Origin of the sequence: Streptomyces sp. NPDC005576 (assembly GCF_042871745.1) — a bacterium.
In the GTDB taxonomy this organism is placed as follows: Bacteria; Actinomycetota; Actinomycetes; order Streptomycetales; family Streptomycetaceae; genus Streptomyces.
This window is the reverse complement of the sequence record NZ_JBIAJC010000001.1, coordinates 692,054-705,940: the sequence shown is the minus strand read 5'-3', so window position 1 is coordinate 705,940 and position 13,887 is coordinate 692,054. Positions and strand designations below refer to the sequence as shown.

Below are 13,887 nucleotides of genomic sequence, written 5' to 3'. Positions count from 1 at the left end.
GCTGTCAGCACTTCACTTGCTAAGTGACTGAACAGTAACCACCAGGGCGACCGTGTGGTCGACCGGGTGGCCCACCCCGATTTACGGTGGACCCGCTGCCCGCGCCCGAGACCCGCCGCCGACGGTCAGGCCGATCCGGCCTTCTTGCCGCGTGTGGCTCCGCCGCGTCCCCGCAGGGTCACGCCGGACTCGCTGAGCATCCGGTGGACGAATCCGTAGGAGCGGCCCGTTTCCTCGGCCAGCGCCCGGATGCTCGCACCGGAGTCGTACTTCTTCTTCAGGTCTGCCGCGAGCTTGTCGCGCGCGACGCCGGTAACCCGGCTGCCCTTCTTCAGAGTCTCGGCCACCCGTGCCTCCTCAGGGAAGTGCGCTCTGGTTTCTCATGATCACCCCTACCGTGCGCCCTGGCCACCCATTCAGCAAGGTACGTACAACCCGATTCCGCGCCAGGGAAGGGCTCCATGGAAGCGGAATGAAGCATTCCGAGGGGCTCAGGAGGCAGGTGGGGAGAGCACGAAAGAGAAAGCGCAGGTCAGGGCCGTCCGAGGTGAGGGCGCCGAAAAGACTGCGCCCGGCAGGTATCTGCCGGGCGCCGCGCCGAGGGATGAGACCGTCTCGCACAGATGAGGGATCACGCGTAGGCCGAATGATCCATTCGGCGTGGATCATTCGACAGGGACAGCTTCGGACGTACCCGGACAAGGGGCCGCCCCTGCCGCCGGGCCGGGCCGGGTCAGGCCAGGGCGACCAGGTCGCGGTAGTCGGAGCCCCAGAGGTCCTCGACCCCGTCGGGGAGCAGGATGATGCGCTCGGGCTGGAGCGCCTCCACCGCGCCCTCGTCGTGGGTGACGAGGACGACCGCGCCCTTGTACGTCCGCAGCGCCCCGAGGATCTCCTCGCGGCTGGCCGGGTCGAGGTTGTTGGTGGGCTCGTCGAGCAGCAGGACGTTGGCCGAGGAGACGACCAGCGTGGCCAGGGCGAGCCGGGTCTTCTCCCCACCGGACAGGACACCCGCCGGCTTGTCCACGTCGTCGCCGGAGAAGAGGAACGAGCCGAGGGTCTTGCGGACCTCCACGAGGTCGAGGTCCGGCGCCGCGGAGCGCATGTTCTCCAGGACCGTGCGCTCCGGGTCGAGGGTCTCGTGCTCCTGGGCGTAGTAGCCGAGCTTGAGGCCGTGGCCCTCGATGATCTCGCCGGTGTCGGGCTTCTCCGCACCGCCGAGGAGACGCAGCAGGGTGGTCTTGCCGGCGCCGTTGAGGCCCAGGATGACGACGCGGGAGCCCTTGTCGATCGCGAGGTCGACGTCGGTGAAGATCTCCAGTGAGCCGTACGACTTGGAGAGGCCCTCCGCCATGAGCGGGGTCTTGCCGCAGGGCGAGGGTTCGGGGAAGCGCAGCTTGGCGACCTTGTCGGAGACCCGGACCGCTTCCAGCCCGGCCAGCAGCCGGTCGGCGCGCTTGGCCATGTTCTGGGCCGCGACGGTCTTGGTGGCCTTGGCGCGCATTTTGTCGGCCTGCGAGTTGAGCGCGGCGGCCTTCTTCTCGGCGTTCTGGCGCTCGCGCTTGCGGCGCTTCTCGTCGGCCTCGCGCTGCTGCTGGTACAGCTTCCAGCCCATGTTGTAGACGTCGATCTGGGACCGGTTGGCGTCGAGGTAGAAGACCTTGTTGACGACGGTCTCGACGAGGTCGACATCGTGGGAGATCACGATGAAGCCGCCGCGGTAGGACTTGAGGTAGTCACGCAGCCAGACGATGGAGTCGGCGTCGAGGTGGTTGGTGGGCTCGTCGAGGAGCAGGGTGTCGGCGTCCGAGAAGAGGATGCGGGCGAGCTCGACACGACGGCGCTGACCCCCGGAGAGGGTGTGCAGCGGCTGGCCCAGCACCCGGTCCGGGAGGCTGAGCGCCGCAGCGATGGTGGCCGCCTCTGCCTCGGCGGCGTATCCGCCCTTGGTGAGGAACTCCGTCTCCAGGCGCTCGTACTTCTTCATCGCCTTCTCGCGGGTGGCGCCCTTGCCGTTCGCCATCCGCTCCTCGTTCTCACGCATCCGGCGGAGGATCTCGTCCAGGCCGCGGGCGGAGAGGATGCGGTCCCGGGCGAGGACGTCGAGGTCGCCGGTGCGCGGGTCCTGCGGGAGGTAGCCGACCTCGCCGGAGGAGGTGATCGTCCCTCCGGCGGGGGTGCCCTCGCCGGCGAGGCACTTGGTGAGCGTGGTCTTGCCGGCGCCGTTGCGGCCGACGAGGCCGATGCGGTCGCCCTTGGCGATGCGGAAGGACGCGTTTTCGATGAGGACACGGGCGCCGGCGCGCAGCTCGATGCCGGAAGCGGTGATCACGGTAAGACTCCAGGGCGGTATGGACGGCGGAGGGACGAGGGCGGAGGTCTCTCGACGCCGCTAATGCACAAGGAGAATTGCCATGGGCCCATTCTACGGGCGGTGCGCAACTCCTCCGCCGTGCGTGGGCCCGGACCGCCGGGCGGTGCCCGAATGAGACGGGAATCACAGCCTCCGGCGCGTGGCGGAGGGTGCCTTCCATGACGGGCACGTGCGGGACGCCGCGCACCACCCCGTACACCGCATCCCCGGGGCGGGCCGGGGGACGTGCCGGTCAGGCGGGACTGCCGCCGGTGTGCACCTGGAACGCGGCGCGGCGCATGGCCTTGGCGAGCGCCGGATCGGGGTGGGCGGCGGCCAGCGCCACCAGGACCTGGACGGTACGCGGGTGGCCGACCGCCCGGACCTCTTCGAGCAGCGCCGGGACGGTGCCCTGGACGGCGGAGTCCAGATGCCGTACGAGCAGCTCCGCCTCGCCGTGGTCGGCGACGGCCGCCGCGGTGTCCACCCAGAGCCAGGTCGCCTCCTCGCGGCTGAGCACCTCCTGGGCGTCGTCCGGGTCGGCGCCCTCGTACTCGGCGAGCCAGAGCAGGGCGTACGGGCGGATCGAGGGGTGGGTGACGACCGCGCGGACCTCGGGTTCGGCGGGGGCGCCGACCACGCGCAGCGCCTCGAAGGCCAGTCCGCGCAGCAGCGCGTCCTCGCCGCGGGCGACGCCGAGGAGTTCGGCGACGGCGCTGGGGACCGTGCGGGCGGCGAGCCAGGCCCGGTATTCGGCGCGGGCGGGCCCCGGAGTGAGCCGGGCGCAGCCGAGGAGCATGTCGGCGGCGGGCTGTTCGATGTTCCCGGCCGGGCTCTGCGCGGCGACGCAGATCTGCTCCAACTTGACCCAGACCGCCCAGTTGCCGAGCGGGGTGAGGGTGGCGTGACCGGGTTCGAGGGTGAGGGCGCCGACGGCGGCGAGGCCCTCCAGGGCCCAGTCGAGCAACAGGGCGTTCAGCTCGTCGGAGGGTGCGGCGGCGGGGGCGACGGGCCCGGCGACGGGCCCCGTACCGGTCGGCGTGTCCCCGGCGCCGGGGGCGTACGGCACCTCGCAGCGTTCCTCGTGGAGCTCGGCGACGCGCTGGCCGAGGAGGTCCAGGAGCACGGGTACGGGGACGGGCCCGGCCGAGAGCTGGAGCAGCGAGAGCACTTGGGGCACCGCCTCGATCGCCTCGGCGACGGCGGTCGTCTCGATGCCCTCGGGCGAGGCGTGCACCAGCGACCAGGCGTCGAAGAGCGCGACCCAGCCGCGGAGCACCGCCGAGTCGTCGCGGTCCCAGGCGCGCAGGCGCCAGCCGGGGCGCACGGTGTCGCCGTGCAGCTCGACGAGGCCGGCCAGCCGGGCGCGGTCCCAGCCGGCCAGCACGCGGTCGGGGCCGAGACCCAGCTCGGCGGCCGCCCGGTCCAGGTCGGGAGCGGCGAGCGCCGCGCCGGGGTTGCCGCCGTCGGCAGCGGCCCAGCGGGCGACCCGCACGTCCGCGGCGAGCACCTCCCTGGCCTGGCGGGCCAGTTCGGTGCGTGGCGGAGTGCCCTCGGGAGGGCGGGGGGCGGGCCTGCTGCGGCGGGTCGTCACGGCCTTGCGCGCCGTGGCGAGGGGTCGCGGGCGGACAAGTCGCAGCCTGGAGTCGCGCGGGTTACGGGACGTCACGGGGAGCAGTCTTGCCTCTGACGGGCCGAAAGCCCAAACGGAGGCCGTGCCGCCTCGTCCGAGCGGCCCCGCCCGGCCGTCACCAACCGGGCGGTTTGCCCCCAACTCTCACATCAGGGGCGTGAGAAAGCGGCGGAGGGACTCCTCGTAGGCGGCCGGGTCCTGGTTCCACATCGACGCGTGGGGGGCGTCCGGCACGGGGTGCAGGGTGACGAGGTCGGGGCGGAGGCCGGCGAGTTCCCGCGAGGGGCCCCAAGGGGCCAGGGTGTCGCCGGGGCCGTGGAAGATCAGCGTCGGAACGCGCAGCACGGTCGGCAGCCTGCCCTGGAGGAGCGGGGCGCCCCGCAGGCCGGTCCTCCCCTGGGCGGCGCGTACGGCGAGCGGCATCAGCGCGGACGGGACGCCCCGGGCCGCGGCGAGGGCGCGCAGGGTGGTCTCCCAGTCCATCACCGGGGAGTCCACCACGAGGCCGGCGACGCTGTCGCGGAGCGCGGAGTCGACGCAGGCGTGCAGGGCCATGGTGGCACCGGTGGACCAGCCGAGCAGGACGACCTTCTCGGCGCCGTAACGGAGGGCGTAGCGGATCGCGGCGTCGAGATCGCGCCATTCCGAGGCGCCGAGGTGGTCGAGCCCGTCCGGAGAGCGCGGGGCTCCGGCGTCGCCCCGGTAGGAGAGGGCGAGTACCGGGAGGCGGAGGTCGTTCAGGAAGCCCGTCACGTTCAGGGTGTGCTCGCGCGTGGTGCCGATGCCGTGCAGGGCGATGACCCAGGTGGAGCGGTCGGCCGGGACGTACCAGGCGGGCAGCGCGCCGAGTTCGCCGGGGATCTCCACCTCGTGGTGGACGAGCCCGAGGGCGGTGCCGGGGTCGCCCCGGTGCACCTCGGGGGTCATCCGTACGCGGGTGCCGGGTTCCAGGGAGCCCCGGGTGACGCGTTCGAGCCGGCGGACGACGGTGTCCGCGGAGAGCGCGGGTTCGTCGGTCACGGGGCCCACGACGGCGTGGACGTCCTGTCCGGCAAGACCCCAGAGTCCGGGGCGGAGCGAGGCGAAGGAACGGGTCAGTGTCACCCGCCCGGGCGCCGTCGCGTGCACGGTCAGGCCGCGGTCGGCCGGGAGGGGGCGACCGGCGGGGACCGTGAGAGCGGTACCGCCGGCGTATCTGCCGACGGCGACCGCTGCCGCGCCGGCGCCGATGATCGTGGAGACGGCCGCTGCCGTCGCTGTTGCCGGGCGCACGGCTTCAGTGTCGGGGCAAGGCGGTGCGGGGGGCCAGCGGGATGGGCCGTCCGGTGGGCCCGGCGTGTCGCGGGGCGTGTCGCGGCGGGGGGCCGACGGGACGCGTGGTGGGACCCCGGGGCCCCTGGGGCAGGGCGGGTCGACGGGCGGCCGCGGGCCGGGGCTCGCAGGGGCGGGGTTCACAGCGGAGGGGCTCGACGGGGCGGGTGCGGGCTTCCCGGGGCGCGGAGCCGGCCGGGGTTCAGCCGCGCTGGCCGTAGCCCCTGAGCGCCTCGGCGACCTCGTCCAGCTGCTCCGGGGAGAGCAGGGACGGGGCCCGGCCGGGGACGGAGCCGGCCGCGAGCCAGACCCGGCAGAGCCATTCCAGCTGGGCGGTGCGGTCGTACGCCTCGTCCAGGCTCGATCCGTATGTGACCGTGCCGTGGTTGCGGAGCAGGCAGCCGGTGCGGTCACGGAGGGCGTCGAGCATCTTCGCCGCCAGCTCGGGCGTGCCGTAGCGGGCGTATCCGGCCGTGCGGACCGGACCGCCGAGCATCGCGGCCGCGTAGTGGACGGGCGGGATCTCGTCGACGAGCGTGGAGACGGCGGTGGCGTGCACGGCGTGCGTGTGCACCACGGCGCGCGCGCCGGTGGAGCGGTACACCGCGAGGTGGAGCGGGAGCTCGCTGGTGGGGGTGAGGGTGCCGAGGACGCGGTGACCCCCGAGGTCGACGCCGGTCGCGTCCTCGGGGCCCAGCCGGTCGTACGGTACGCCGCTCGGGGTGACCAGCACGGTGTCGCCGACGCGTACCGACACGTTGCCGGAGGTGCCGACCACGAGGCCGTCCGCCGCCGACCTGCGGGCCGTGCGGACGAGGTCGCCCCAGGCGCGGGAGAGCGTGTCCGGTCGGGGGTCGTGGTGCTTCTCGGCGCGCTCCTCGGTCATGGACGAGACCCTAAGGGCTGTCCCGCACTTCCTGGCGGGGCAGCCCTCAGGGACCGTCGAGAGGATCTCCCTGTGAATCGTGGGGAAGGGCGACGCCCCCTCCGAACGTGACCGGAACGACATTCAGGGCCCTGTCCGGGCTTGTCCGGCTTCCCGGTCCGGGCCGGATACGCAGGTGGAGGGCAGTCCCCCCAACGGCCCCGGCGCCAGGCCGACTCGCCCTCGCGGAGGACCGGAACGCCCCGCCCGACCGAAGGGGCACCGCAATGCCCCGCCCAGTTCATCTTCCGTTCACTCAGGTTGCCTACGTTCATCGTGCCAATGACGTCGAACGATTGCCTGGGTAAATGGAACACATCACGCTGCTGCTCGCGATAGTCGTCGCGACAGCTCTCGTGTTCGATTTCACGAACGGTTTCCACGACACCGCCAACGCGATGGCCACCACCATCTCGACCGGCGCCCTGAAGCCCAAGACAGCAGTGGCGATGTCCGCCACCCTCAATCTGGTCGGCGCGTTCCTGTCGGTGGAGGTCGCCAAGACGATCTCCGGCGGGATCGTCAATGAGGACGGCCTCAGAACCGAGGTCATCTTCGCGGCGCTCGTCGGCGCCATCCTGTGGAACCTGATGACCTGGCTGGTCGGTCTGCCGTCCAGCTCGTCGCACGCCCTGTTCGGCGGACTCATCGGTGCCGCCGTGATGTCCGCGGGCTGGTCCTCGGTCGACGGCGGCACCGTCGTCACCAAGATCCTGCTGCCCGCCGTCGCAGCCCCGCTGGTGGCCGGTGCCGCTTCGATGCTCGCGACGAGGCTGTCGTACCGCGTCAACCGGAACGTCACCGACGAAGCGCAGCTGAAGTCGACGGCCAAGGGTTACCGGGCCGGGCAGATCGCTTCGGCCGGTCTCGTCTCGCTGGCCCACGGCACCAACGACGCACAGAAGACGATGGGCATCATCACCCTGGCGCTCGTCACCGGCGGTGTCCTCTCCCCCGGCTCGAACCCGCCGGTCTGGGTGATCTTCTCGGCCGGTCTGGCCATCGCCCTGGGGACGTACTTCGGCGGCTGGCGCATCATCCGCACCATGGGCAGTGGGCTGACGGACCTCCAGCCGCAGCAGGGCTTCGCGGCCCAGACCAGCGCGGCGACCGTGATCCTCGCCTCCTCGCACCTCGGCTTCTCGCTCTCCACCACGCAGTCGTGCTCCGGCGCGGTGATGGGCGCCGGGCTCGGCCGCAAGGGGGGCACCGTGAAGTGGTCCACCGCGACCCGGATGTTCGTGGCCTGGGGCCTCACGCTCCCGGCAGCCGGCCTGGTCGGCGCGGGCGCCGAGTTCCTGACCCGGCAGGGCACCTGGGGCATCGTCCTGGTCGCCGTACTGCTCATCGCGGGCTCCGGCGCCATCTGGCTGCTGTCGCGGCGCCAGCCGGTCGATCACACCGGCATCGCCGAGGCGGACGAGCCCACGGGCATCGTCGCCGCGGCCGTCGCCGCCGTCTCCCCGCCGCCGGCCGGCCTTCCGGTCACCGGCCTCACCGCCACCATCCCGTCCCCGCTCCCCGCCGCGCCCGTCGTGGCGACGACCACCGACCCGGTCCGTCCGGCCGCGGTGTAAGGACTCGTCCCCATGAAAATCGACTGGGCAGCACTCGCCACCGTCTTCGGTGTCAGCCTCGTGGTCACCGTGGCGCTCGTCGGCTTCTTCAGCCTCGGCGTCGCGGGTCTCGCCAAGCGGGCCGGTACCGCTCCGAGCGGCGGCTCCGGCTCGTCCGCCACCCTGGCGCGCACCGGCGCGTACGCCTGCTTCGCGCTGTGCGCGGCGGCGGTCGCGTACGGCATCTATCTGATCGTCGCCTGACCCGCACCTCCGTACGTCGCACCACCCCCTCGGGCCGGACACACCGTGTGTGTCCGGCCCGATGTGCGTCCGGTTGTGGGTCCGAGCACACCGCGGTCCCGCAGGTCAACGGCGAGTTGACGGGCCTTCGCGCTGCGTGGTGGACTGCCGGAGCCATTCACGGCGACAGCAGAGGAAGCCGGTGCGAGTCCGGCGCGGTCCCGCCACTGTCACCGGGGAGCGGCGCCCCTGTCCTGTCACGTGCGTCGTGGCACGGTCCGCCCCGCGCGGGCCGGACGGCAGGGGTGGCCGCCGATCCGGGAGCCAGGACACTCTCGTCGCCGTGCCGTCGAACCAGGGCGCGGACCCTGAGTGAGGACATACGCCATGCCCGGCCGCCGTGCGCCCGATCCCCTGTCCGTCGTGCCGACCGTGCCGGGGCCGCTCCCTCACGCGGCGGGCTGAGCCGTGCGTGCCGACCGCCTCTTCGCGTACGGCGCCACCGCGGGGCTGATCGCCGACCGATGGCTCGGCGACCCTCGCCGGGGTCATCCGGTCGCCGGCTTCGGCCGGGCCGCCGCCGCCGTGGAGAAGCACCTGTGGCGGGACCACCGGGGCCGGGGCGCGTTGCACACCCTGCTGTGCGCCGGAGGCGCCGTGGGGGCCGCCGCGCTCGCCTCGCGTGCCGTGCACCGCAGTCCCGCCGCCGCCGTCGCGCTGACGGCGGCCGTCACCTGGTCCGTCGTCGGGGGGACCTCGCTGGGCCGCGAGGCCAGGGCCATCGGCGCGGCGCTGGACGCCGGGGACGTCGAGGCGGCCCGCGAGCGGCTGCCGCATCTGTGCGGACGCGACCCGCAGGCGCTCGACGGCCCGGGGATCGCCCGTGCCGTCGTGGAGTCGGTCGCCGAGAACACCTCGGACGCCGTCGTCGGCGCCCTGGTCTGGGGGGCGCTCGGCGGGGTGCCGGGGCTCGTCGGCTTCCGTGCCGTGAACACGCTGGACGCGATGGTCGGCCACCGTTCGCCGCGCCACCGCCGCTTCGGGTGGGCCTCGGCCCGGCTGGACGATGTGATGGGCTGGCCCGGGGCCAGACTCACCGCCGCCCTCGCCGCCGTCGCCGGGGGACGGCCCGGGCAGGCCGTCCGGGCCTGGCGCGCGGACGCGGGCCGGCATCCGAGCCCGAACGCGGGCCCGGTGGAGGCCGCGTTCGCGGGGGCGCTCGGGGTACGCCTGGGCGGGACCCTCGCGTACGGCGGACGGATCGAGCACCGGCCGGTGCTGAACGGCGCCGAGGGGCGGGCCGTGGCCGTGGAGACCGGGGACATCGAACGCGCGGTGCGGCTGTCGCGCCGGGTGAGCGTGCTCGCGCTGGCCGTCTGCGTAGCCGGACGGCTGGCGGCGGGACGGGGGGCGACACGGCCGGTGGGGACACGGCGGACGGGGACCCAGGGACACATGATCACGGAACGGGGCCGGGCGTGAGCAGCGGGAACGCGGGCAGGGGCGGCGGGCTGCTCGTCGCCGGCACCACCTCGGACGCGGGCAAGAGCGTCGTCACCGCGGGGATCTGCAGGTGGCTGGTGCGGCAGGGGGTGAAGGTCGCCCCCTTCAAGGCGCAGAACATGTCGCTGAACTCCTTCGTGACCCGGGAGGGCGCGGAGATCGGGCGGGCGCAGGCCATGCAGGCGCAGGCCGCCCGGGTCGAGCCGTCCGCGCTGATGAACCCGGTGCTGCTCAAGCCGGGCGGCGACCGGTCCAGCCAGGTCGTGCTGATGGGCAAGCCGGTGGGCGAGATGAGCGCGCGCGGCTACCACGGGGGCAGGCAGGAGTCGCTCTTCGGGACAGTCGTGGAGTGTCTGGAACAGCTCCGGGGCACGTATGACGCCGTGATCTGCGAGGGGGCGGGCAGTCCGGCCGAGATCAATCTGCGGCGGACCGACATCGTGAACATGGGCGTCGCCCGGGCCGCGCGCTTCCCGGTGCTGGTCGTCGGCGACATCGACCGGGGCGGGGTGTTCGCCTCGTTCTTCGGTACGACGGCCCTGCTGAGCCCCGAGGACCAGGAGCTGGTCGCGGGCTATCTGGTCAACAAGTTCCGCGGTGACGTGTCGTTGCTGGAACCGGGTTTGGAGATGCTGCTGGGGCTGACCGGGCGGCGGACGTACGGGGTGCTGCCTTTCACGCACGGTCTCGGCATCGACGAGGAGGACGGGCTGCGGGTGTCGCTGCGCGGGACCGTCCGGGAGTCGGTCGTGGCACCGCCGCACGGCGCGGACGTGCTCCGGGTCGCGGTGTGCGCGGTGCCGCTGATGTCGAACTTCACCGATGTGGACGCGCTGGCCGCCGAACCGGGCGTGATCGTGCGGTTCGTCGACCGGCCGGAGGAGCTGGCCGACGCGGACCTCGTCGTGGTGCCCGGTACCCGGGGCACCGTGAAGGCGCTGGAGTGGCTGCGCGCCCGGGGGCTCGCGGACGCACTGGTCCGGAGGGCCGCCGAAGGCCGTCCGGTGCTGGGGATCTGCGGCGGTTTCCAGGTGCTCGGCGAGCGCGTGGAGGACGAGGTCGAGTCGCGGGCCGGTGTGGTGGAGGGCCTCGGTCTGCTGCCGGTACGCGTCCGTTTCGCGCGGCAGAAGACGCTGGCCCGGCCGACCGGTACGGCGCTCGGCGCGCCGGTGGAGGGGTACGAGATCCACCACGGCGTCGCCGACGTACGGGGCGGCGAACCGTTCCTGGACGGGTGCCGGGTGGGCCAGGTGTGGGGGACGCACTGGCACGGGTCGCTGGAGAGCGACGCGTTCCGGCGGGCGTTCCTGACGGAGGTCGCGCGGGCGTCGGGGCGGCGGTTCACGGCCGCCCCGGACACCAGTTTCGCCGCGCTGCGCGAGGAGCAGCTCGATCTGCTGGGCGACCTGATCGAGGAGCACGCGGACACCGACGCCCTGTGGCGGCTGATCGAGGAGGGCGCGCCGAAGGGGCTGCCGTTCGTCGGCCCGGGCGCGCCGGTGCTGCCGGGGGCGGGCTCCGACGTGGGCTCCGTACCGGTGGCCGTACCGGCGCCGGTCGCCATGAATACGGACGTTTCCGACACCATCGAGGAGGCCCTGTGAGCACGCCGTATCCGTTCACCGCGATCGTCGGCCAGGACGACCTGAGACTCGGGCTGCTGCTGAACGCCGTGTCACCGGCGGTCGGCGGAGTGCTCGTACGCGGCGAGAAGGGCACCGCCAAGTCCACCGCCGTGCGGGCGCTCGCGGCCCTCATGCCGGAGGTCGCGGTCGTGCAGGGCTGCCGGTTCTCCTGCGATCCGGCCTCCCCCGACCCGGCGTGCCCGGACGGCCCGCACGCGGCGGCGCCCGGCACTTCGCGGGCGGCGCGGACGGTGGAACTGCCGGTCGGTGCCTCCGAGGACCGGCTGGTCGGCGCGCTCGACATCGAACGGGCGCTCGCCGAGGGCGTGAAGGCCTTCGAGCCGGGTCTGCTGGCCGACGCGCACCGGGGAATCCTCTACGTGGACGAGGTCAACCTCCTCCACGACCATCTGGTGGACCTGCTGCTGGACGCGGCGGCGATGGGTGCCTCGTACGTGGAGCGCGAGGGCGTCTCCGTACGGCACGCGGCACGGTTCCTGCTGGTCGGCACGATGAACCCGGAGGAGGGCGAGCTGCGGCCGCAGTTGCTGGACCGGTTCGGGCTGACCGTGGAGGTGGCCGCGTCCCGGGACACCGATCTGCGGGTGGAGGTCGTGCGGCGGCGCCTCGCGTACGACGACGATCCGGCGGCCTTCGCGGCGGCGTGGGCCGACGAGGAGAGCACGCTGCGTGAGCGGATCACCGCGGCGCGCGCCCTGCTCCCCCGGGTCCTGCTCGGGGACGGGGCGCTGCGGCGGATCGCCGCGACCTGCGCGGCGTTCGAGGTCGACGGGATGCGCGCGGACATCGTGATGGCCCGGACCGCGACCGCGCTGGCCGCCTGGGCGGGGCGCGAGGAGGTGACCGCCGACGACGTGCGGCAGGCTGCCCTGCTGGCGCTTCCGCACCGGCGCCGGCGCAACCCCTTCGACGCCCCGGGGCTCGACGAGGGGAAGCTCGACGACACGCTCCGGGAGGCCGCCGAGGAGGAGAGCCGGCGGGACGAGCGGGACGGCGGCCCCCGGGGTGACGCCGGCCCCCAGGGTGACGGTGACCCCGACAGCGGGCCCGACCCGGACCCCGACTCCGATCCCGATCCCGGCGGGCCGGGCGACGGGGGCGGACCCGGCGGTGGGGTGCCTCCGCAGGGGGGCGGTCCCGAGGACGCGGCTTCGCCTTCGCCTTCGCCGGAGAGCGCGGACGCCCCGGCGGGCGGCCGGGGCGGTCCGGCGGGCGGGGAGCAGCAGCCGGTCGCGGCGGCGGAGCCGTTCCGTACGAAGATGCTGAGCGTCCCCGGCCTCGGCGAGGGAGCGGCCGGCCGTCGGTCGCGGGCCCGTACCGAGCACGGCCGGACGACCGGCGCGCGGCGTCCGGAGGGGGCGCTGACCAAGCTGCACCTGGCCGCGACCGTCCGGGCGGCGGCCCCGCACCAACGGGCACGCGGCCGGTCCGGGCGGGGGCTGGTGGTGCGCCGGGACGATCTGCGGCAGGCGACCCGGGAGGGGCGTGAGGGGAACCTCGTGCTCTTCGTGGTGGACGCCTCGGGGTCGATGGCGGCCCGGCAGCGGATGGGCGCGGTGAAGGGCGCGGTGCTGTCGCTGCTGCTCGACGCGTACCAACGGCGGGACAAGGTGGGGCTGGTGACGTTCCGGGGGCGGGATGCCCAGCTGGTGCTGCCGCCGACCTCGTCGGTGGACGCCGCGGCGGCCCGGCTGGAGACGCTGCCGACCGGCGGACGTACCCCGCTGGCGGCCGGGCTGCTGAAGGCCCACGACGTGCTGCGGGTGGAGCGGATGCGCGATCCCTCGCGCCGTCCGCTCCTCGTGGTGGTGACGGACGGCCGGGCGACCGGCGGTCCGGAGCCGGTCGCGCTCGCCGCTCGGGCGGGCCGGCTGCACGCCGCCGAGGGCACCGCGTCCGTCGTGGTGGATTGCGAGTCGGGGATCGTACGCCTCGGGCTCGCCGCACGGCTCGCCCGCGATCTGGGAGGCACCGCCGTCACGCTCGACGAGCTGCGCGCCGATTCGATCGCCGGGCTGGTCAAGGATGTTCGAGCAGCCGGGAGGGCCGCGTAATGCCGCAGGGACAGCCGACTTCGGTACCGGACGACGGGCTCACCACCCGTCAGCGCCGCAACCGTCCGCTTCTTCTCGTGCACACCGGGATCGGCAAGGGGAAGTCGACCGCCGCCTTCGGGCTGGCGCTGCGCGCCTGGAACCAGGGCTGGCCGATCGGGGTGTTCCAGTTCGTCAAGTCGGCGAAGTGGAAGGTCGGCGAGGAGAACGCGCTGAAGGTCCTCGGGGCCAGCGGCGAGGGCGGCACGGTCGCCTGGCACAAGATGGGCGAGGGCTGGTCGTGGGTCCAGCGCGGGCCCTCTGGCGAGAACGACAACACGGCGAACGAGGAGAAGGCCCGCGAGGGCTGGGCGCAGGTCAAGCGTGACCTCGCCGCCGAGACGTACAAGCTCTACGTGCTGGACGAGTTCGCCTACCCGCTGCACTGGGGGTGGATCGACACCGAGGACGTCGTCGAGACGCTGCGGAACCGTCCCGGCACCCAGCACGTGGTGATCACCGGCCGCAACGCCCCGCAGGCGCTGCTGGACGCCGCGGATCTGGTGACCGACATGTCGAAGGTGAAGCACCCGATGGACGCGGGTCAGAAGGGCCAGCGAGGCATCGAGTGGTGAGTTCTCCGGAGAGCGTTGCCCGCAGTGGCCCGCGCGGTGGGACGGGCGG

The 13,887-nt window shown here is 73.7% G+C and carries 11 protein-coding genes and 1 riboswitch; of the genes, 6 read left to right on the top strand and 5 right to left on the bottom strand.

Annotated elements, in window-relative coordinates:
• Positions 1–125 precede the first annotated feature (125 nt).
• From ACFYPN_RS03035 to ACFYPN_RS03015, 5 genes are all read right to left on the bottom strand, one after another.
• Entirely contained in the window at positions 126–347 is a 222-nt protein-coding gene (locus tag ACFYPN_RS03035) for a helix-turn-helix domain-containing protein (RefSeq protein ID WP_358762931.1), read from the bottom strand.
• Between the two features lie 386 nt (positions 348–733).
• Complete coding sequence (locus tag ACFYPN_RS03030; RefSeq protein ID WP_358762932.1) at positions 734–2,332, bottom strand: ABC-F family ATP-binding cassette domain-containing protein; 1,599 nt, start codon at positions 2,330–2,332, stop codon at positions 734–736.
• A gap of 274 nt (positions 2,333–2,606) precedes the next feature.
• A complete protein-coding gene (locus tag ACFYPN_RS03025) occupies positions 2,607–3,947 on the bottom strand; it encodes a hypothetical protein (protein ID WP_389296586.1) in 1,341 nt (446 codons plus the stop codon).
• Between the two features lie 183 nt (positions 3,948–4,130).
• Positions 4,131–5,258, bottom strand: coding sequence for an alpha/beta hydrolase (locus ACFYPN_RS03020; protein ID WP_389296544.1), 1,128 nt, complete (start codon positions 5,256–5,258; stop codon positions 4,131–4,133).
• A 241-nt stretch (positions 5,259–5,499) separates the two neighbouring features.
• Complete coding sequence (locus tag ACFYPN_RS03015; protein WP_389296543.1) at positions 5,500–6,183, bottom strand: class II aldolase/adducin family protein; 684 nt, start codon at positions 6,181–6,183, stop codon at positions 5,500–5,502.
• 347 nt (positions 6,184–6,530) lie between these two features.
• On the opposite strand from ACFYPN_RS03015, the gene ACFYPN_RS03010 reads away from it, so the two are divergent.
• The 6 genes from ACFYPN_RS03010 (at position 6,531) to cobO (ending at position 13,838) form a co-directional block, all read left to right on the top strand.
• The gene (locus ACFYPN_RS03010) at positions 6,531–7,799 is read left to right on the top strand and encodes an inorganic phosphate transporter (protein ID WP_358762938.1); all 1,269 of its coding nucleotides are present in this window, start codon (positions 6,531–6,533) and stop codon (positions 7,797–7,799) included.
• 12 nt (positions 7,800–7,811) lie between these two features.
• Positions 7,812–8,042 (top strand): hypothetical protein, encoded by a 231-nt coding sequence (locus ACFYPN_RS03005; protein WP_389296542.1) that lies wholly within the window; start codon positions 7,812–7,814, stop codon positions 8,040–8,042.
• A gap of 170 nt (positions 8,043–8,212) precedes the next feature.
• Positions 8,213–8,356: riboswitch (cobalamin riboswitch) on the top strand.
• A 133-nt stretch (positions 8,357–8,489) separates the two neighbouring features.
• The gene (locus ACFYPN_RS03000; RefSeq protein ID WP_389296541.1) at positions 8,490–9,503 is read left to right on the top strand and encodes a cobalamin biosynthesis protein; all 1,014 of its coding nucleotides are present in this window, start codon (positions 8,490–8,492) and stop codon (positions 9,501–9,503) included.
• Positions 9,500–11,128, top strand: coding sequence for a cobyric acid synthase (locus ACFYPN_RS02995; RefSeq protein ID WP_389296540.1), 1,629 nt, complete (start codon positions 9,500–9,502; stop codon positions 11,126–11,128). Before ACFYPN_RS03000 ends, ACFYPN_RS02995 begins: the two co-directional genes overlap by 4 nt.
• Positions 11,125–13,224, top strand: coding sequence for a putative cobaltochelatase (locus ACFYPN_RS02990; protein WP_389296539.1), 2,100 nt, complete (start codon positions 11,125–11,127; stop codon positions 13,222–13,224). The genes ACFYPN_RS02995 and ACFYPN_RS02990 overlap by 4 nt, the downstream gene beginning before the upstream one ends.
• Positions 13,224–13,838 (top strand): cob(I)yrinic acid a,c-diamide adenosyltransferase, encoded by a 615-nt coding sequence (cobO, locus tag ACFYPN_RS02985; protein WP_358762947.1) that lies wholly within the window; start codon positions 13,224–13,226, stop codon positions 13,836–13,838. The genes ACFYPN_RS02990 and cobO overlap by 1 nt, the downstream gene beginning before the upstream one ends.
• Positions 13,839–13,887: the final 49 nt, after the last annotated feature.

What these genes read in the sequence shown, in the direction of transcription:
- ACFYPN_RS03005 (WP_389296542.1), top strand. Translation starts at nt 7,812, where the DNA reads ATGAAAATCGACTGGGCAGCACTCGCCACCGTCTTCGGTGTCAGCCTC.
- cobO (WP_358762947.1), top strand. Translation starts at nt 13,224, where the DNA reads ATGCCGCAGGGACAGCCGACTTCGGTACCGGACGACGGGCTCACCACC.
- ACFYPN_RS03010 (WP_358762938.1), top strand. Translation starts at nt 6,531, where the DNA reads ATGGAACACATCACGCTGCTGCTCGCGATAGTCGTCGCGACAGCTCTC.
- ACFYPN_RS03015 (WP_389296543.1), bottom strand. Translation starts at nt 6,183, where the DNA reads ATGACCGAGGAGCGCGCCGAGAAGCACCACGACCCCCGACCGGACACG.